The following is a 22,123-nucleotide window of genomic DNA, read 5'->3' on the forward strand; positions in this document are numbered from 1 at the left end:
TACATTGGCATAAACTGAATAAGAAATTGGATAAAATATTTATGTAAAAAAATAAATCAAAAGAAATTTGTATAGTTTAATAAATAGAAAAAATGGACCACCAATTTTCCTTAAGACTTGACGATTCATATAAGTTTACATAAACTAAGTTAGATTAACAACAGTGATTGCAAAAGCTAATATTCTCAAAGCTAGGTTTATATACATTTAGTATATAGCCTAGCTTCTTATGTATTAACAACAATTTTAGAGGGGTAGTATTACCATCTTTAACTTTAAATTATAGAACTAAATTAGCACAAACAAGTATGAAATATTTAATGAAATTCGGAATAGTATTACTTCTAATTTTGGGCTTTCAAAATGTATATGCCCAAGACAATATTCAGCATACCATCAATGAATCTTGGAAATTTATTAAAAGCGATGAAATTGTTGATGTTAAGGACTTTTATTCAAAGCTTGGTATTGCAAAATCAGTAGACTTACCGCACACTTGGAACGACAAAGATGTGGTAGACGAGACAAAAGGTTATTACAGAGGTACAGGGTGGTATGCCAAAGAAGTAAGGATTCCTACTTCCTATAAAAACAAAGAAGTCTTCCTCTTTTTTGAAGGTGTCAATACCGTTGCCGAAGTCTATATTAATTCAAAATTAGCCGGTCAACATATCGGTGGTTATACACGTTTTGTTATCCCAATTTCAGATTTGATTCAATTTGATGAAGAAAAAAAATTAACGACTTTTAAAGTGACTGTAAAAGCGGATAATCGTTTTGATGAAAACGTCCCGACACTGGCTGCAGATTTCACTTTCTTTGGAGGGATTTATAGAGATGTCAACTTAGTTGTAAAAGATAAAGTGCATTTTAATTTTGAAGAAGATGCTTCAAATGGGTGTTTTATAACCACCCCAAAAGTTACAGCGGACCAAGGAGAAGTTCACTTGAAAGCGCACATAAAGAACAGTGATTTATCAAAAAAGAAGATAAAACTGATCAATAAGATTTATTCGCCAACCCATCAATTGATCCAAGAAAAAGTATCTAAGCTAACACTTCAACCAAACAAAACAACTAATTATGAATTCGATTTTGATGCTGTTACTACTCCTCTTTTATGGAGTCCAAATACTCCTCATCTGTATTCCATAGTAAGTGAAATTTGGGACGTAAAAACAAATACAAAGCTAGACGAAGTCATCAATCCACTTGGCTTTAGATGGTTTAAATTCGATACAGAAAAAGGCTTTTTCTTAAACGGGGAACCACTGAAATTAATCGGAACCAATCGTCATCAAGACTACAAAAATATTGGAAATGCATTACCTGATTATCTGCATACCGAAGATGTAAGAATGATGAAGGAAATGGGAAGTAACTTTTTACGTATCTCTCATTATCCACAAGACCCTGCGATATTAGAAGCGTGTGACCGCTTAGGAATTTTGACTACTGTAGAAACGCCAGTGGTGAATACGATCACTGAAAATGAGACTTTTGATAAGAACTGCTTAAGTGCTCAGTTGGAAATGATCCGACAAAATTACAATCATCCTAGTTTGATTATTTGGGCCTATATGAATGAGATTTTACTTAAGCCTAAATATAAAAATGACCCACAACGCTATAAAAAATATACGGATTATGTACTTCAACTTGCACAAAAATTGGAGACATTAACGAGAAGAGAGGATCCTTATCGCTATACAATGATACCGAATCACTCGGGATTAGAAAGGTATAAGGAAGCAGGGTTGACAGATGTGCCGATGATTGTAGGTTGGAACATTTATGATGGGTGGTACGGCAGAGAATTTGATGCTTTGGAGGCAAAATTAACGAAATACCACGAAGGAGTAGACAAGCCATTGATCATTACAGAATATGGAGCAGGGGCAGATCCACGATTGCATTCTCTAAACCCAACTCGATTTGATTTCACCCAAGAATATGCTACGGCTTATCATCAGCATTATATGAAAGTGATCAAAAAGCTTCCATTTGTAGCGGGGGCAAATGTATGGAATTATGCGGATTTCAGCTCCGAACAAAGAGTAGATGCAGTGCAAAGCATTAACAATAAAGGATTAGTGGGCATCGATCGTAAACCCAAAGATGTTTTCTATTTCTATCAGGCGAGTTTACTCAAAACACCTTTCATCGGTATATCGACAAAAAGCTGGAAACGTAGAAGTTGTATTGAAGATCTTGAAAATAAAGGTTTCGCTACAATGCCCGTACAGGTCTTTTCCAATCAATCTGAAGTGGAATTATTTATTAATGGAAAAAGTATTGGAAGTCAAAAAGTTCAAGATGCAATTGCCACTTTTGAAGTGCCATTTACTAATGGTATAAATCGCCTGAAAGCTGTAGCTGGAAAAGTAGAAGATTATTCAGAAGTACGTATTGATCTTTTACCACAATCTTTTGAGACATTCCCTATCAATGGTTTGTCGATTAATTTGGGAGATGAACGCTTTTTCTATGATGATCAAATCGATCAAGCTTGGGGATTAAATCAAAATTATACGAAGGGGAGTTGGGGTTCCATTGGTGGTAAACCATTTATCAAAACTAAAAAAAGAAAGCAACATCCTTACGGTACGAACCAACCTGTTGCAGGCACTTTTAATGATCCCATCTATCAAACCCAATTAGTGGGGATAGAGGAATTCAGACTAGATGTTCCTCCGGGGCTTTATGAGGTAAGATTACATTTTGCCGAATTAGAAGGAACTGATGCCAACCACCTTCCATATGATCTAACAGATACAGAAGCAGTAAAAACAGGTAAAGTAAGCCGTACTTTTTCCGTGAAAATCAACAATCAAATGGTCATCAATAAATTGGATCTTTTAAATCAATATGGTGAATACAAAAAGGTCAAAATCAAATCTCAAACAAGAGTCGGAAAAGACGAACCTTTGATTATTCAATTTGATAAAGTGATTGGCGAGCCGGTATTAAATGCAATTGAGATCTATAAGAAATTGTAATATCTCATTACGAAAACACACTTAATAAGAAAAAAAACATGAAACAGATTACAACACTATTCATCCTACTTTTATTTAGCTCATATTGGAGTTATGCACAAGAGAAAACCAATGTATTGATATTTCTAGTAGATGATTTAAGACCAGATATTGGTTGTTATGGAAATGATAAAATCAAATCTCCTAACATTGATAAATTAGCCAAACAAGGCGTTACTTTTAATCACGCTTATGCTCAACAAGCAATTTGTGGACCTTCTAGACTGAGTATCATGACTTCGAAACGAGTGGATAAAATTGGTATTCATTCCATCTTTACACCTCTTCGTTCAGTGCAAAAAGAGATGCTTACCATGCCGCAGTTTTTCAAAGAAAATGGATACAAAACAGTGAGTATAGGCAAAGTATATCATCATGCAATAGACGATAAACAAAACTGGAGTATTCATATACCGAAAGAAGGGAATTCTTATGTTTCACCAGAGAATATTGCGTTAATAGATAGTATCAAAAGTGCTGGAGGCAGAAAGGGGCCTGCTTATGAAGCGGCAGATGTACCTGATGAAGGTTATAAAGATGGAAGAGCAGCAGCTTCAGCAATAAAAACGCTGAAAGAAATCAAAGGTGACCCTTTTATGATGATGGTTGGTTTGAGTAAACCTCATTTACCATTTAATGCTCCTAAAAAATATTGGGATTTATATGATAGATCTTCTTTTGAGATACCATTGAGGAAGCAACCTAAAGATGTAAGCTCTTTTGCTACAACGCCATGGGGAGAGTTAAGAGGGTATCATGGTATGCCTCAAGACGGACATTTGGGTGATGAAACTACTCAGACATTAATTCACGGCTACTACGCGAGTGTGAGTTACATTGATGCTCAAGTGGGAAAAATCATGAATACACTAGAAGAGTTAGATCTTAGAAAAAATACTATTATCGTTTTTATGAGTGATCATGGTTGGAAGCTTGGAGAATATGGAGATTGGTGTAAGCATACCAATTTTGAGTTGGATACAAGAGTACCATTAATTATTAGTAGAGAATTATCTTATAAAAAGAGTAAGAAAAATGTAACAAGTGATGCATTAGTGGAAAATATAGATGTATTCCCCTCGGTAGCAGCAGCATGTGGATTGGAGCTGTCAGATGTTGATGGAAAGTCTATTCTTCCATTGGTAGACAAACCCAATAAGAAAGGTGATGAAGCAGCTTACAGTATTTACGCCAGAGGAAATAAAGTGATGGGGTTGACAGTAACTGATGGAAAATGGCGATATACTGAGTGGAGAGACCTTAAAAACAAGAAGTTACATTCTTCAGAACTCTATCAATGTGAGCAAGATTATGATGAACAAAATGTCAATTTCATTGCTTCTCCTGAACATGCTAAAATAGTGTCTAAAATGAAGAAATTAATGTATATAGAGTATCCTGAAGATCAATATGATTTCTTATTCTTGAAAAGAAACAAAGGGAAGCGAAAAAGTTAAGAACTTAGGTTATAGATGTTTCATTCACTATCCATAACATTTCCTAGAATCAAATGCACTATAAATGAAATATTGTTATAGAAACACTAACTAATTAATACTATGAGTTACAAAAATAATATCCGTTGGGGAATCATTGGTTGTGGTGATGTCACTGAAGTAAAAAGCGGCCCAGCTTATCAACTGACAGAAGGTTTTGAATTAAAAGCCGTGATGAGAAGAAATGCCGAAAAAGCACAAGATTATGCCCAAAGGCATAAAGTGGAAAAACATTATTCAAATGCTGATGAACTCATCAATGATCCTGAAATAGATGCCGTTTATATTGCTACACCGCCAGATGCTCATTTACATTATGCATTGAAAGTCGCAGAAGCGGGAAAGATTTGTTGCATTGAAAAACCGTTGGCTCCTTCTTATTCCGAAAGTCTAATTATTTATGAATCGTTTAAGAAGAAGAACCTTCCTTTATTTGTTGCCTATTATAGACGTTCATTACCTCGTTTTACCCAAATCAAAACTTGGTTAGAGAATAATGAAATTGGAGAAGTAAGACATATCAATTGGAAATTAACTTCACTTCCAAAAGCAATTGATCTAACAGGTGAATACAATTGGAGAACAGATAGTGACGTAGCTACGGGTGGTTATTTTGATGATTTGGCAAGTCATGGTTTAGATTTTTTTGTGTATTTGTTAGGTGAAATGACTAATGTAGCCGGATTCAGTACCAACCAACAAGGGCACTATACAGCCAAAGATGCAATTACAGCTTGTTGGATGCATAAAGGAGGTATTACAGGAAGTGGATACTGGAATTTTGGTGTTGAACAAGAAGAAGATATTGTAGAAATAATAGGGAGTAAAGGAACGATAAAGTTTTCTGTTTTTAAAGAAGAAAAAGTAGTGATAAAAACAGGAAATACTACTTTAGAACTAGACATCGATCACCCTAAACATGTTCAATTACATCATGTTGAAAATATGAAAAAAGATCTTTTTGAAGATGAATTTTCACACCCTTCTAAAGCTTCAGAAGCGGTGCATGTGAGTTGGGTAATGGATAAGATATTGGGGAAGTTGAATGATAAATAACCTTTTTAAGTACAAAGTCAAAAATAAATTATAGTTAATTCTAATTCATTTTTTGTGAGTACAACGCTAAAAAACGTATTAATAGTGGTTCTATTGAAAGTTTTTTAAAGGAAATAATCGCAACATAATAAATAGAATTAGCATTAGATAATTTTGAATTTGTACTGAATTGCTTCTTTTTTGTGAAAAGGTATAATAGTCTATATTATACCTTTTTGCATTCATTTCGGATTATTCTCTTCCGTCTTACTTCGATATTTACTCTTGAAATGAGATGTTTATTACAACAATAAGCACCCTAAAGTAAACAACATTAACAGTAAGCTGATCATGAGCTACTGTTTTTACAAATTGACAAGTAAGAAATGAAACTACCAATTGAACTATCGTTCCTAATAGCATTCTTGTTAGGGATTTCAAACGTGCAAGCGCAAGTGAAATTTGAACAAGAAGTTAAAATCACGGACATTGCATTGCACTTTGATGGAAAGAAAGTAAAGCCGGGGACCGCAGATGTAGATGAAAAATACGACTACATTTTTGGCCCCAATATCTCCGCACATGGTGATTGTATCAAGAAGTACAAAGAGTATATTTTTATGTCTTGGTACAAAGGAGGAGAAGAAAACAGACAAATGATGTTGTCGCGTTACAACACAGAGACAGGTAGTTTAAAGACCATTGAATTTGATCATCGACATACCGGGCATAATGGTCTTACTCATCTTGGTGAATCACACAATACGATTGGAGTAGGAATAAGTCCTTTGGACGGAACGATCCACCTATTGTTTGATATGCATGCTTACAGTAGGACAATTCCTAGCGGTAGATTCAAAACTGATTATTTCAGGTATTCCTATACCGTAAAAAATGCGGCATCTGTTCCAGATGATGAATTCACATTAGACCTTTTTGTAAAAGATCCTCATGATGGAGATTACAATCACTGTAGCTTGAATGGAACGCTCAATGAAGGGAAGTTCGGACGTTTAACTTACCCCAAGTTTTTTACCAATGACAAAGGAGATTTATTCATGTATATGCGTAAATGGAGTAGTTATAATGGTGGGTATCATTTTGCAAAATACGATGCTAAAACGTCTACTTGGTCTGAATTTATCAAATTTGCAGATTATCATGCTTCAAAAAATGGCCAACCTTATGATTGGGGGATGTATGGTTATATGAAGTATGTAAACGGCAAAATTAGAGTGGGTTTTCAGCGAAGATTAAATAACAGAAATGACCGCTATATTTACCAAAACGGTATTTATTATGCTTATTCTGATGATCAAAGCGGTCAATCAGAGTGGAAAAACCACAAAGGTGAGAATGTTCCGATTCCCATCAGAGATGCTGATGTTATAAAAGTAGCGGAGCCTGGTGATTTTGTGACAACTACTGAAAAAGATAAGGTTTATATCGTAGGAGATTTCGATTGGAATGTGACTCAAAAAGGAGACGTTCATTTTATTTCAAAAGTAAAAGACAACGAGAACAATGTAACAAAGAAAATACATAGTTATAGACCTGCGGGGAGTGAAGAATTTATCCATAGCACCGATTTTGCAGGTGGCTCAAAACTCTATACCTACGGTGATAATCTCTATATTGTAGGCTTAAATTCATCGGGTAGAATATTTATTGAAAAATGTGATGGTGGTAAGAATAACTTTGAGAGAATATATGAAGCAAAGTCGGGGAGAAGGTTCCATCATGGCGTAGCCTATATATCAGATGGCAAGTTGTATTACTATATGATGGAAAGAGGAACAGGTACACAACAATCCCTGTATCTTCATATTATTGATTTAGGAATTGATACTTCTGCACCAGTAGGTTATACTTTTGCGGCCAATGAAGATGATTCGGTAAAGGTAACCGGAACAATGGACGTAGCTTATGGGGCAGATGGAGAGTTTGTTTATTTGTACAATCAAACTGAAGATTGTGCTTGTAATGCAGCTACTTTTGGCTCAAGCCCAACCACAGACAGTGAAAAGAAGTGTTATGTGAAGCCCGTTGTATTTGTCAGTAGTATTGATATCAATAAGCAAAGCCTTTCAATGGTTTTAGATCAAAGCTACCAACTGTCTGCGACTGTACTTCCTTATGATGCAAAAAATAAAAATATCACTTGGAGTTCATCGGATGAATCGATTGTCACTGTAGATCAAAATGGACTGATTAGGACGCTCGCTTTGGGAACTGCTTCTGTAACGGTGACAACTGAAGATGGAGGTTTTACCAATAGTTGTAATATAAGCGTTGGAACGGAGGCCTTCCCAAATGTTGAATGGGTAGATGGGGCACAAGCAGAATATCCTGCCAGCAATTTATTGGATGAAAATACAACAGATGAGGCCCGATGGAGTGTGAGAGAATATCCTAAATCTATTGTGATTGATTATGGTGAGAATAAACGTTTTACAGGTGTAAATTTATATACTTACCAAGGTAGATCTTATCATTATAGTATCAGTATTTCTAATGCACCGGATGAGGGTTTTACCGAAGTAGTAAATCAGTCAGGAACCACGACAATACAACCTATTGCCCATACTTTTGATGCGACAGAAGGTCGATATTTAAAACTTACCGTAACAGGAGCAACAGGTTATGAAAGTAATTGGATCAGTATAAATGAGTTAGAAGTAATTCAGGAAATACAAGTGAAAGGTCTAGAGTTGAATCAAAATACGTTGGCTTTGGTGGAAGAGGAAACTTTTCAATTAGAAGGTGTTGTCAATCCTGCAAATGCAAAAAACAAAGCATTACAATGGACTTCAGATAACCCTTTTATCGCTTCGGTTGATGAAAACGGCTTATTAAGTGCAATAGCAGAAGGTACCACCAACGTAATGGCTACTACAGAAGATGGTAATATCACGGCTAGTTGTATTGTTGCAGTGACTTCAAAAGTTATAAATTCAATCGAAAAAGTAGCGATAGACGGTAGGATAATCATTTATCCTAATCCAGCAGGAAAAGTATTGAACTTTGATTTTGGAAATCAGGAATGGACGAGTGCAAAAGTGAAAATTATAAACCTTTCAGGTCAAGTAGTATTTACAGAAGAACTTGCTGTAAGTCAAACTCAAATTGATATTAATGATTTACAAACAGGGACCTATGTTATTTCTATCCTCACAAATGAAGGATTAATAAAAGGGAAGTTTGTAAAGCAATAGGATATTTTTTTTGGAACTCAAAACCTCCAATAATATTTGCACCAGTGGACTTTCTACTCAATTCGTTTGTTAGTTCTACTCCCGGTATTGAAGGGAAAAGCGTTAAGAATTTCATGTATTGAGCCGTTAAAAATGATTTTGTTGTTTGAGCAAATCGAGTTTAAAATCATTTAGGCGAGAGGAATGAAATTTAGCTTTTGACTTCAAAGCCTAGATTTTTTGCTTCGTTTTTCATCAATTGAAAAATGAAGAAGAAAGAAGTTTGAAAGTAGGTCCTATGAAATCCTGCAAAAAGATGGATTTAGATTTAACGTAATAAACTTACTTTACAAAGTATTGAATACTTTTTGAAAGCAGCCACAAAACCTACTAATAGCATCGATTTTCATCAAATAAGGAGACACCAAGATGCTTTTGAAAGATTGATCGTAATGTGATCTATAGTACTTGCGGCCGCTTCAAAAAGTAATAAAAACAAAGCACAAGTCTTTCTTTTAGACTTGTGCTTTGTTTTTATAAAGTATTAGATTTGAGTTTGATAGATGTGTTGTAAAGTGTAGTTATACTACAAAACTTTCGGTCCTTGAACTACACCTCTTCCTTCTTTAAAGCCCCACCAATTAATAGCATGTTTTCGAGGATCAAGCTTGTAATTATATTTCTTTAAATAATATTCTCTTGGATGAAACGCATCATTGATTCTATCCATTTGTGCTTGAAGCTTTTTATCCAATTCTTTCTGAAGAACAGCTACCTTTGGTTGATCGATCAGGTTATTTAGTTGATAGGGGTCCGCTACATTGTCAAACAATTGGTTCTTGCCTTTTAAGTTTTTGATATAAGAATACTGTTTTGTTCGGATCGCTCTATATTCTGAATCTCTAAAATTGGCACCAAAAGGACAAGCATTCATAACTAATGCCGCTCTGTCAAAATCAGCCTTTGGAGATTTTATTAAATCAGAAAGATCCTCCCCTTCAATCACTTTAGGAATAGCAATTCCGGCTAACCCTAATAAGCTTGGTAAGATATCGGGTGTATTAATCGGTGCTTCAATTTTGGTTCCCGCATTTTTACCAATAGAAGGATATTTGATAAGGAACGGGACTTTAATGGCTTCATCCCAAGGAAGTTGCTTTACAAAAGGTTTTACCCCATGTGCCCCTAACATTTCACCATGATCAGCGGAAAACACAATGATGGTATTTTCATCCAACCCTAACGACTTTAACTGATCCAATACACTTCCAATCGCTTGGTCAGTAGCAGAAATATGAGCATAGTAACCTTGCATTTCTTTTAAAGCACGTTTCTTATATTTTTCAATGACGTTTTTGGGAAGCAGTAAACTGTCTTGTGGGTACATTTCCATAAATTTCTTTGGTGCACTGCCATGCGGATAATGCGGAGTGGCAATGGATAAAACCAATAAAAATGGATTATCATCATTGGCATGCGATGCTAGGTACTTATTAGCGTCCTCAGTAATAGCAAAAGGAGAATACTTTGGCCAATATTTGATATTAGGATCCTCATTATCATAATAAGGCATTTTGTTGTAGGCGTGTGAACACTCAAGTCCTTTCCAATAATCAAAACCCTGTCTTCTTTCAGGTGCCACGTTGGTCAGACGGCCATGACCGTCCAAATGCCATTTTCCATAGTAAGCGGTAGTATAACCTTCAGCTTTAAAAATTTCAGCCATACAAAGTTCTTCTTCTGGCATATACACATCATTGACCACCATACCTGTTGAAGTGGGGTAACGTCCAGTGAAGAGCGCCGCTCTATGTGGCGTACATACGGGAGTTACGGAAACGGCATTGCTGAAGTTGATGGATTCTTTAGCCAATTGATCTAAGACAGGTGTTTTTACCACTTTATTTCCCGCATAGCCAGTGGCAGAAGCTCTCCATTGATCGGTTAAAATATAGACAACATTAGGTTTCTTTTTGGTGTCAATTGTCTTTGTTATGTTCTGTTTTTGACACGACATCATTCCTAGAATAAAGAAGTGAAGGAGTAATAATCTGTTCATTTCCTGAGTATATTTATATAAAAAATCTTTTCTTCAATATATCAATCAATGGTATAATAACTGTGTCATAAAGTCTCTATTTGGGGTAAAGTAATATATTGTGTTTTGAGTCATTCATAAAATAAAAGTAAAGTGACGAACGAACAGGGGGTAAACTATTAATTATTGATAAAAACATAGCGTTTATACACAGATATTTGAATATAAAAAGGAGATTTAGTGGTTTCGTAAATGCTAATTATCAGTACTTTAGACTATTCTACCTCTATTTTCGACTATTGTCTTATGAAGAGTAATTAGTTTAGAGAAGTATTCAGCAAGTTATCAAAAGAACTAAAAAAACGGGGTACTAAAGTAAAGAGGTAGTTCATAGTGAGGTATAGAACATACTCTTTACTTTTCCCCATATATCTTGATGAGTACTTCGTATTCAGAAAACTAAACGAGATATGATACTTAGATCATTACTATTCATTTTTTTTATAGCCACTTCTTGCAGTGCTCAGATTACAACTCCAGAAAGATCATTGGTGAATAGAAATACAATTTTTGAGGAGAAAGAGGGGATTGTGGCCGTAGAAGCCGAGTATTTCTATAAACAAGAAAAGAAAAACATCAGGAAATGGTTCAAATCTGAGAACCTAGATCAATCGGATTTAGTTCAAAAAGGTTTGGTTGAGGCAAGTAACAACAATTATATTCAAATTTTGCCAGATACGAGAGTCACTCACGATGATATGGTAGTGAGAGGAGAAAACTTTACTAATACACCCGGTCAAATTGGAGTGTTACATTATAAAGTGATGTTTAATGAAGCAGGAAGGTACTACGTATGGGTGAGAACTTTTAGTACTGGAAGTGAAGACAATGGTTTGCATGTGGGACTTGATGGAGAATGGCCTGAGAGTGGCAAAAAGATGCAATGGTGCGATGGAAGAAATGAATGGACTTGGGAAAGTAAACAAAGAACGAAGGAAAACCACTGTGGTATACCTCATGCGATTTACCTTGATGTTGCCACACCGGGCTTGCATGAAGTGCAATTTAGTATGAGAGAAGATGGTTTCCGATTCGATAAATTTTTGATGACGAAAGATTCTTTATATGTACCAGAAGGAGAAGGTATTGAAGTAGCAATTGTAAAGCGAAAATCAAAAGTTACACCTTAATACTCTATTGTAGTAAGAAATTTAATACGTTGTAAACTAAGCTCTCGTTAATTTATTCTTTATGAAAGATAAATGGTGATGTATTGTGGTACGCGAGGACGTTTTACTAAAACGTTCCTACAGAACTACATTTTAGAAGATTATGATAAAACCTTTGTCTTTTGACATGTAATCAAAGAATCATTTAGGCGAAAGGAATGGAATTTAGCTTTTGCCTTCAAAGCCTAGATTTTTTGCTTCGTTTTTCATCAATGGAAAAATGAAGAAGAAGGAAGTTTGAAAGTAGAAACTTTAAAAGTGGGTAGAAAGATCGATTGGAAGTTAACGTAAACTGTAGTTTATAGTGTGTTTTAAAGTTTATCTATAGTTGTTAGTTGAAATGAAATAATTATAATATGAAAAAGATATCGCTCTTATTTTTTACTGTACTTATTGTACATTTTTGGAGTAATGCACAAACTATAAATCCCCCTGTAGGTCGACTGGCGATAGTAGCAGATGGAAACTCACCAGACCCTGATGATTTAGGAGGAACAGCGGTTTCAATTGCATTATTGAGAGCTTCAGGTCTTGAAGGAAGATTAGTACATTATTCTCACAGTTGTGATTTGGTGAAAGTCAAAAAAATATCGGCTGCTGCAGAACGAGAACGTCATGCATTAATGCAGGCAAGTTGTGAGGTTACAGCTCGCCGATGGGGAGGTTTTGAATCACTCAAGTTTTTGGATGCGAAATGGAATATGGAAGAAACAATTTTCGACCTAAAAAAGGCAATCAATGCTTCTACTCAAGAAGACCCTCTTTGGATTGTAGAAGCAGGTGAACCTGATATTATTGGTTTCGCATTAGCAGAATCAGACCCTAAAAAGCACCAATTCGTTAAGGTGATTACACATCACCCTGCTAACGATAATGCTGGAGACTTTTATACTTGGCAACAAATTCTTGATTTTGGAGTGGAGGAAGTACGTATTCCAGATCAAAATACTTACTTGAAAGTACCTGAACAGCAATTTGATTGGGCCAAAAATCATCCAGATGCCCGTGTTCAATGGGTATGGTTGATTGGTAAAGCAGCAGAATTGGATGATGTTGTCAAATTCCAAAAAGGAAGATATGACTGTTCAGATGCAGGTATGGTCCTGTATTGGATTACTGGAGCTACAAATGGTGGTTTAAAAGAAGGAAAGGTAGAGGATGTGAAAAATATTTTACTCGGTTACATCGACAAAATGTAATCAATCATATCATAAAAATGAAGATGGTAGAAACAGGTGAAAGTGAAATTATAATTCGCGATAACTGCATCATTTTAACTTTTAAGTTATACTTTCTTTTACCGTCTTATTCTTGTTTCTTATCGTCTCAGAAATAGCTAAAAACACTCATTTGGACGATAATACCCTTTTTTGAGATCATTATTTTCGCTCAACCGCCGTACTTGAATCTCATAGTTTGAGATGACACAAAAATAAACTTGTCTTTTTATCCAAAAGATCACGGGTGAGTATTCCCAATTTTTTAAGGTTTTGATGGAATGAAGTAGGCAGCAAAAAACTTATAGATGATGAAAAAAAATTATATTGTAGCACTGGTATTTCTCTTCTACGGGTGCAGTATTCCAACCGTAAAGCAGGCTAATATTGATGAAATAGATGCTAAAGTGAAGGGCTTATTGGAGCAAATGACTTTAGAAGAAAAAATTGCAGAATTGACACAAGATGCTCCTCCTAACGAGCGTTTAGGTATTCCGATGATGCAATACAGCGAATGTTTACACGGATTGTGGTTGCCAGGTTCAACGGTCTACCCTCAAAGTATTGCATTAGGGTCTACATGGGATCCTAACACTGTAAAAGCCATGACTACGGCGATTGCAAAAGAAGCTAGGGAAGCGAATTTAACGCACTGTTATTCTCCTAACTTAGACGTTATTGCAGGTGATCCGCGTTATGGTAGAATCGAGGAATCTTTTGGAGAAGATCCTTATTTAGTATCAAGAATGGGAGTGGCTTTTATTGAAGGTTTACAAGGTACTGGAGATGAACAGTTTGATGAAAATCACATATTGGCAACTGCCAAACACTTTGTTGCTTATCCCGAAAACCGTACGGGTATCAACGGCGGATTCAGTGATATTTCTGAAAGAAGATTATACGAAATATATCTTCCACCATTTGAGGCTGCTGTTCGTGAAGCGGGAGTAGGTTGTATTATGCCGGGTCATCAGGATCTAAATGGAGTTCCATGTCACATGAATGATTGGTTATTGAATGATGTATTGAGAGATGAGTGGGGATTTGATGGTTTCTTGGTTTCAGATAACAATGACGTTTCTCGATTACATTTGATGCACCACATTGCAAAAAACAGAACAGAAGCGGCAGTAATGGGTCTTGAATCAGGTGTAGATATGGATTTAGTGATTGGTAAGGCACCCGAAAATTCAGCTTATATCATGAAAGTCTTGGGTGACACACTAAAGCAGAATCCTGACCTTATAAAGTATGTAGATCAAAGTGTTGCTCGTATTTTAAAATTGAAATACAAACTTGGACTTTTCAACCAAGAAAATACGGACGAAGTCAAAAAAGTAGTCAGTAAACCAGAGAGTCAACAACTTGCATTGGATATAGCAAAAAAATCTGTAGTACTTTTAAAAAATGATCAAAACCTATTACCACTTGATGCCAATAAAATTAAATCAATTGCGGTAATTGGTCCTAATGCACATGAACAGGTGAAAGAAGGAAAACCTTACACTTTATTGGGTGGTTATGCGGGTATTCCTCCTTATTATACTTCCGTATTAGAGGGAATCAGAGCGAAAGTTGGTGACAAAGTGAAAGTCAACTATGCTAAGGGGTGTACTTTAACAGGTGATTCTAAAGCAGGCTTCGCAAAAGCAATTGCAGCCGCTAAAAAATCAGATGTTGTCATCTTAGCAGTAGGTGGGTCAACAAGGACTTGTGGAGAAGGAAAAGATAGAGCGGATTTGGACTTATTTGGTGTTCAAAATGAATTAGTTGAAGCCATTCAAAAAACAGGAAAACCTGTAGTGGCAGTATTGATCAATGGTAGACCTTTGACAATTAACTACATTGCAGAAAATGTTCCTTCAATCATTGAAAGTTGGTACTTGGGCATGAGAAGTGGAGACGCTTTAGCCGATGTGATTTTTGGCGATTATAACCCTGGTGGAAAACTAACGGTATCATTCCCTCGTTCGGTGGGGCAATTACCAATTACTTATCTTCAGCGTCCTGACTTTGTGGGGACAGGTAAAGGAAATTATAAATTTTCAGATAAGACTCCACTCTACCATTTTGGATATGGTTTGAGTTATACAACGTTCTCTTACGGAGAGCCTAAAGTAGAAGATATTGTAATTAACTCTGCTGAGGAAACGTATGTATCTATTGATGTAACAAATACCGGTAAAGTAGCAGGTGAAGAAGTTGTACAGTTGTACATCAGAGACAACTATGCATCAGTAGGTCGCTATAATAAAATGCTGAAAGGTTTTACAAGAATTGCATTAAAGCCAGGTGAAACACAAACGGTTACTTTCGCATTGAATAGTAAGAACTTGTCATTGTACAATAAGGATATGGAGAAGGTGGTAGAACCGGGCGATTTCACAATTTACGTGGGTTCTTCAAGTAGAGAGAGTGATTTGAAAACGGCAAAATTGACTGTTTCAGACCGTATTCTATTATAACTAGAAACTAATAGACAATTTTTTAAAGATTATAAATTATGAGACTACAAGGCAATCGAAATAGAAGACAAGGCTTGCTGTCCGTTTTAATGGCAGGATTGGGAGCATTGCTCTTAATGTCTACAACATCATACGCTCAACGCTATCCAAAGGCTTCAGTAAAAGAGACTGGAGTGACTTCGGAAACCTATCAATCCATTTCATTTAATGCATCCTACAACTGGAATACAAGTTCAAACTCGAATGCGGTTTTCTATCAGGGAAAATACAGCAGAACTTATATGACTTGGGTTGATAACTACGGAGATGTACATGTAGGAAGCTTTGATTATAAATCGAATAAGATTTCATCGAAACAGATTTTTGATAACGATCAAAATATACCTGTGGAAAGTGTTTCTCTTTTAGTGAATAAATCAGGAAAGGTAATTGTTTTTGTAGGTTTTGCAGGAAATAAGAATGCCTTTGTAGCACAGACTGAAGAGGCCGAAAATATCAAGAATTGGAACGTAAAAGAGTTAGCTCTTAATGCAGTCAATACTATCCAACCTGTCATCAGCAATGATAAGTTGACATTATTCTGGCAAGATAATCAAGGAAATATTTTCACCTCTGATTCAGGTCTTAAAGATAAAAAACTAGTAACTACAGGAGTTACAAACTTTAGATTGGTTTCAGATGAAGCAGTCCACATGGCAATCACAAAGAATGAAAGTCTTTATTATTTAAAGCTTCAAGATTCGAAAATCTACAAAGTAGATGGGACAGAAAGCTTTAATTTGAGCTCAGGTGCGATCAATGATGATAAGATGGATCTTGTTGTTCAAGATACGGAGAGCAAAGGTCTTTGGGCATGGGATATAGCACTTTCAAAAGAAGGAACTCCTGTCATAGTCTATTCTAACAATACAGGAGAAAAGAAATTTAATTATAGCAGAGTAACAAGAAAGAGTGATAATTGGTATAGTAAATTGATGGCTGACTCCAAAGGTAATTACAATTACAGTAAAGCGGAGTCAGCTCCTTTCCAAGTGGGCGGTATCGCTATTGATAAAAGCTCAACGGATGCAATTTATTTATCGGTCAAAAGAGGGGATTTCTTTGAAATTGAAAAGTGGACTACGACTAATCAAGGGAAGTCATGGAAAGTAAAAGAAATCACAAGTAAATCATCAAAAAACAACCTTTTACCATTGGCGGTCAATGGTGCCGGAATGGAATATCCTGCACATGTGGTTTGGTTACAAAATACGAATGATTCATTTGGTGTAAATCGTTTGAAAAATACCAACGAATGGTATTTGAAAAGAGCTTATACGGCATTGAAGATTGATGTTTTATCGCCTACGATTGACAACCCGTTGGATCCTACTCAAATCAATCACATCATGCACGATGTGGCCGATTGGCAGATGGTTACACCTCGCTACAATAAGGGAATGTTGACTGCTACGAACTGGCATTATGGTGCTTTGTATGTAGGACTAAGAGCGTTGTATGAACAATATGAAGACGATCGTTACAAAGATGAATTAATCAATATTGGTCAGTCTTATAACTGGCAATTGATGGATGACATTTTTCATGCAGACCGTTTGACTATTGTAGATAACTGGGCATGGTTATACAGCATTGAGAAAGATCCCTATATGATTGATAAATCAAGGTGGGCATTAGATATTCACTTGGCTCAGAATTACAAAAAACTGACAGACGTTCGTTTCAAAAAGAGTCCTTACAAACATCATTGGTGGACTTGGTGTGATGCCCTTTTTATGGGACCACCTTCTTTCGTAGAAATGTGGAAAGTCACTGGGCAGGAGAAATATTTGAATTACATGAGCGAACAATGGTGGAAAACCTCAGAATACCTGTATTCAACTGAAGATTCATTGTTCTTTAGAGATGATCGATTCTTTGAAAAAAGAAGTGAAAATGATAAGAAAATTTTCTGGTCAAGAGGAAATGGATGGGTTGTATCAGCTTTGGCAAGAATCCTGACTTACCTGCCTGAAGATTACCCTACAAGACCAAAGTTCGAGAAGCAATACAAAGAAATGGCCGCCAAGCTATTACAGCTTCAAGATGAAGATGGTATGTGGCGTGTAAGCCTTTTTGATCCTGAATACCTTGATTTAGGTGAAACAAGTGGTAGTTCATTCTTCACTTATGCTCTGGCTTGGGGTGTGAACAATGGAATGTTGGATCAGAAATACACAAAAGATGTAGAACGTGCTTGGGTCGCATTGTGTAATAATGTAACTGCAGAAGGTCAATTAGGTTATGTTCAACAGGTAGCTGGTGATCCTTATCCTTTTAAGGCCAATGAGTCTCATGTATACGCATGTGGAGCCTTTTTATTGGCAGGTAAAGAGATGATTGAATTGCAGGAACAAAAAGCGAATAAGGTACCAAACAAATAAAGAAGTGTGATTATTCGGGCAATACATACCTGATGTGATGTATTGTCCAAGTGCCTTGAAGAGAGGTGATTGTAGAAATAGTTCGTGTCTGGTACGCACCGTACTTTTCCTTCATCTCTCTTTATTGACGAACTGTAAACTTAGTTTTCATTATTTATAGTGTTTAGAAATCAGGAGATTTCTGATGATTTGAAGGACACGAATGACGCTATCGCTTAACATTTGCGCCAGGGGACTTCCATCCAATTCGTTTGGTACTTCTTCCCCGGCATTGAAGGGAAAAGCGTTAAGAATTTCATTGAATGAGCCGTTAAGAATGATTTTGCTGTTTGAGCGCAGCGAGTTTAAAATCATTTAGGCGAGAGAAATGAAATTTAGCTTTTGACTTCAAAGCCTTGAATTTTTTGCTTCGTTTTTGTTTCAAGACAAAAATGAAGAAGAAGGGAGTTTGAAAGTAGATCCTATAAATACTTGCAGAAACGTCGATTGAAAGTTGACGATAATTTAGTTTACAAAATAGTTAATGATAAAGACATTCGCCTAATTAATATATATACAGGTCGTCGAATACAGTGTTTCAATGGATTATTGCTATGATCTACTATGCATTTAATTCTTTACAATTTTCTTTTCGACGGCCTGATTTTTTCAATGAAATGATTTGAACATGATGAAAGGTTTTTACTTTATTATAACACTACTCTTCTTTTCTTGTACTGCCTTCGTTGCTAATGCCAAAACGATAGAAGTAGGAGAATTGCTAACTGAATACCGTTCTAATCCAGTGGGTATTGATGTACAAAAACCTCGTTTAACGTGGAAGCTTAAATCAGAGGATTACAATGTAAAGCAAACAGCTTATGAGGTAAGGGTTGCTACTTCTTTGGCAGCACTAAAAAGCAATAAGAACTTATATTGGAGTACCGGAAAAGTAAACTCAGAGCAGTCTGTCAATGTGATTTACGAAGGAAAAGAACTGCACTCAACTGAACGTCTGTATTGGCAGGTACGTGTTTGGGACCATCAAAATAAAGTCAGTAAATGGAGTACTCCAGCCTATTGGGAAATGGGATTGCTGAATACATCAGAGTGGAAAGCAGATTGGATTACTATGACAGAAGAAAAATCGCCCACATCTTTACCTAGTCAATATTATAGAAATGAATTTCAACTAAAGAAAGGAATTGCTTCAGCAAGGGTATATATCACTTCATTGGGGCTATATCAACTGTTTATTAATGGGAAAAAAGTGGGTGATGAGTTGTTTACACCAGGCTTTACAAGCTATAAAAAACGAATTCAATACCAAGTTTATGATATCACGGATCTATTAGAAAGCCAAAATGCTGTGGGTGCAATAGTAGGTGATGGTTGGTACAGAGGGTATTTAGGTTGGGAAGGAACACACGCTTATTATGGTGATCAACTGGGACTTTTAGCACAAATTCAAATTCAATATACAGACGGAACACAAGAAATTATTGGGACAGATAGTCATTGGAAAACCTCTTATGGACCAATCAGTTCGTCCGATATTTATAACGGTGAAAAGTACGATGCTCGAAAAGAAATGAAGGGATGGAGTACCGTAGACTTTAATGATCAACAATGGAAAAGTGTAGAAGTATTAGAACATTCTAAATCCATTTTAGTGGCATCAAATAGTATTCCTGTAAAAGCTATTCAAGAACTAAAACCCATAAAGAAATTTACAACACCCAAAGGAGAGCTTGTTTTTGATTTAGGACAAAACATAGTAGGATGGGCAAAAGTGCAACTCAATGGGAAAAGAGGAGAAAAAGTCACTTTAAGATTCGCTGAGGCATTGGACAAGGACGGTAACTTTTTTACGAAAAACCTTCGTTCAGCAGAGGCCACTGATATTTATATTTTAAAAGGAGGAGTAGAAGAAACGTTTGAACCCCATTTTACCTTCCATGGTTTCCGTTATATTTCTGTTGAGGGATATTCAGGTGAGTTAACACCTGAGGATGTGACCGGTGTGGTAATCCATTCCGAAATGCAATCAACAGGTACTTTTGAATGTTCAGACCCTTTGATTAATCAATTACAAAGTAATATCAGATGGTCGCAAAAAGACAATTTCTTAGATATTCCAACAGATTGTCCACAACGAGACGAAAGAGTAGGATGGACGGGAGATACTCAAGTATTTAGTATGACGGGTGCTTTCAATTTTAATGTTGCTCCTTTTTATACAAAATGGCTGAAAGATCTGGCATTAGATCAACAAGAAGACGGCGAGGTGCCTAATATTATTCCGGATATGTGGAATAATAAACTAGGAGGATGTACCGCTTGGGGAGATGCTGCTGTTATTGTTCCTTGGACGGTTTATAAAGTATATGGAGATCAGCGTATTTTGACAGAGCAATACAATAGCATGAAAAAGTGGGTGATGTATATGAAAAACAGAGCGGGGAAGGATTATCTATGGAACGAACGGAAACATCATTGGGGAGATTGGTTGGCTTATCAATCCAAAAATCCATCTTATGCGGGGGCGGTGACGGAGAAAGACTTGATTGCTACGGCTTATTTTCATTACAGTACTTCAATTTTAAGTAAAGTCGCTTCAATTTTAGGGAAGGATAGTGACAGTAAGGAATTTGAGCAACTTGCTCAGAAAGTCAAAGAGGCATTTATTAATGAATACATCACACCCAATGGTCGATTAGTTTCACATACTCAAACGGCTTATGCTTTAGTGATTTCATTTGATTTAGCCCCTGATCATCTTAAAGAGGCAGTAGCCAAAAACCTAGCAGGTGATGTAAGGAAATTTAAGCACTTAACAACAGGTTTTGTGGGAACCCCGTTATTGTGTTCTTCATTGTCAAAAATCAATAGAGATGATTTAGCGTTTATGTTACTCAATCGAAAAGAATATCCAAGTTGGTTGTACCCTGTCACACAAGGAGCGACAACGATTTGGGAACGTTGGGACACACAAAAGCCGGACGGAACGATCATCGATGGGATGAACAGTTTCAATCACTACGCCTATGGTGCCATCGGGGAATGGCTCTACAGTCACGTGGCAGGTATACAAATAGAGGAGTCACAACCGGGCTACAAACATATTGTATTTTCACCTCACCTCGGAGGAGGTTTATTAAGCAGTAGAGCCAATTTGGAGTCGCTTTACGGTACAATCACTTCGGATTGGGTTATGGATGACGAAATGGTGCAGTACTCTATAGTAGTACCTCCAAACACTTCTGCAACTGTAGTTTTACCTTACTTTAAAGGACAGGAGGTGATCATTAAAAATAAAAAAGGAAAAGAAATTCAACTCAATGATCTTACTGCAATTGGGTCGGGAGAATACACCTTTTATTATTCAATAAACAACAAAACGGATTTATAATTGGACAGATGTGCTAAGAAAAAGAATGATGTAATTAGCATTAAATAGGATCTTTTTTTGACTTAGCACTTTAATCTTCATTCTAAACTAATATTCAAATTTTACCTTAATCAATAACAATATATGAAAACACTTGCCTTTAAGATGAAATTAAAACCGGGTATGAAGAAAGAATACGCTGACCGTCATGATAAAATATGGCCAGAGCTAAAAGACTTACTTCAACAATACGGGGTGAAAGAATATTTCATTTATCTAGATGAAGAAACAGATATTTTATTCGCATTCCAGAAAGTGGAAGGAGATAAAAATTCCCAAGAATTAGGACATTATGAAATTGTCAAAAAATGGTGGGAATACATGGCAGATATTATGGAAACCAATGAAGACTTATCACCTCAATCACTACCACTGGAAGAGGTTTTTCAAATGGTTTAATACACTGTAAACTAAGTTTTCGTTAATTTATGTAATTCCTTTTGTAAAGGACAAATAGTAGTGTATTGTGGTTCGTGAGGACGTTGCAATGCAACGACCCTACAGAACTGCTTTTTAAGAAGATGAGTAGAAAACTTTAGTCTTTGATCTATAATCAGG

General features: G+C 36.1%; 11 protein-coding genes. 10 read left to right on the forward strand and 1 reads right to left on the reverse strand.

Annotated features, from left to right (window positions below):
- The first annotated feature begins 320 nt into the window (after positions 1-320).
- From PL77_RS28020 to PL77_RS31190, 4 genes are all read left to right on the forward strand, one after another.
- Positions 321-2,999 (forward strand): glycoside hydrolase family 2 TIM barrel-domain containing protein, encoded by a 2,679-nt coding sequence (locus tag PL77_RS28020; protein WP_052444800.1) that lies wholly within the window; start codon positions 321-323, stop codon positions 2,997-2,999.
- A 38-nt stretch (positions 3,000-3,037) separates the two neighbouring features.
- Positions 3,038-4,495, forward strand: coding sequence for a sulfatase (locus PL77_RS28025; protein WP_044212871.1), 1,458 nt, complete (start codon positions 3,038-3,040; stop codon positions 4,493-4,495).
- Between the two features lie 102 nt (positions 4,496-4,597).
- The gene (locus PL77_RS28030; RefSeq protein ID WP_044212873.1) at positions 4,598-5,590 is read left to right on the forward strand and encodes a Gfo/Idh/MocA family protein; all 993 of its coding nucleotides are present in this window, start codon (positions 4,598-4,600) and stop codon (positions 5,588-5,590) included.
- A gap of 365 nt (positions 5,591-5,955) precedes the next feature.
- On the forward strand, positions 5,956-8,784 hold the full coding sequence (locus PL77_RS31190; protein WP_052444801.1) for an Ig-like domain-containing protein: 2,829 nt from the start codon (positions 5,956-5,958) through the stop codon (positions 8,782-8,784).
- 565 nt (positions 8,785-9,349) lie between these two features.
- On the opposite strand, the gene PL77_RS28040 is transcribed toward PL77_RS31190, so the two are convergent.
- Positions 9,350-10,822, reverse strand: a complete 1,473-nt coding sequence (locus PL77_RS28040) for a sulfatase (RefSeq protein WP_082026774.1) — start codon at positions 10,820-10,822, stop codon at positions 9,350-9,352.
- Between the two features lie 449 nt (positions 10,823-11,271).
- On the opposite strand from PL77_RS28040, the gene PL77_RS28045 reads away from it, so the two are divergent.
- From PL77_RS28045 to rhaM, 6 genes are all read left to right on the forward strand, one after another.
- The gene (locus tag PL77_RS28045) at positions 11,272-11,991 is read left to right on the forward strand and encodes a hypothetical protein (protein WP_172665967.1); all 720 of its coding nucleotides are present in this window, start codon (positions 11,272-11,274) and stop codon (positions 11,989-11,991) included.
- Positions 11,992-12,386: 395 nt separating this feature from the next.
- Complete coding sequence (locus PL77_RS28050) at positions 12,387-13,229, forward strand: hypothetical protein (protein WP_052444803.1); 843 nt, start codon at positions 12,387-12,389, stop codon at positions 13,227-13,229.
- A gap of 326 nt (positions 13,230-13,555) precedes the next feature.
- Positions 13,556-15,712: a beta-xylosidase gene (locus PL77_RS28055; protein ID WP_082026775.1), complete on the forward strand. Its 2,157-nt coding sequence runs from the start codon at positions 13,556-13,558 to the stop codon at positions 15,710-15,712.
- 38 nt (positions 15,713-15,750) lie between these two features.
- A complete protein-coding gene (locus PL77_RS31195) occupies positions 15,751-18,135 on the forward strand; it encodes a glycoside hydrolase family 105 protein (RefSeq protein WP_052444804.1) in 2,385 nt (794 codons plus the stop codon).
- A gap of 667 nt (positions 18,136-18,802) precedes the next feature.
- Positions 18,803-21,526, forward strand: coding sequence for an alpha-L-rhamnosidase (locus tag PL77_RS28065; RefSeq protein ID WP_052444805.1), 2,724 nt, complete (start codon positions 18,803-18,805; stop codon positions 21,524-21,526).
- Positions 21,527-21,649: 123 nt separating this feature from the next.
- The gene (rhaM, locus tag PL77_RS28070; RefSeq protein ID WP_044212879.1) at positions 21,650-21,964 is read left to right on the forward strand and encodes an L-rhamnose mutarotase; all 315 of its coding nucleotides are present in this window, start codon (positions 21,650-21,652) and stop codon (positions 21,962-21,964) included.
- Positions 21,965-22,123: the final 159 nt, after the last annotated feature.

Origin of the sequence: Flammeovirga sp. OC4 (assembly GCF_000812565.1) — a bacterium.
Lineage (GTDB): Bacteria > Bacteroidota > Bacteroidia > Cytophagales > Flammeovirgaceae > Flammeovirga.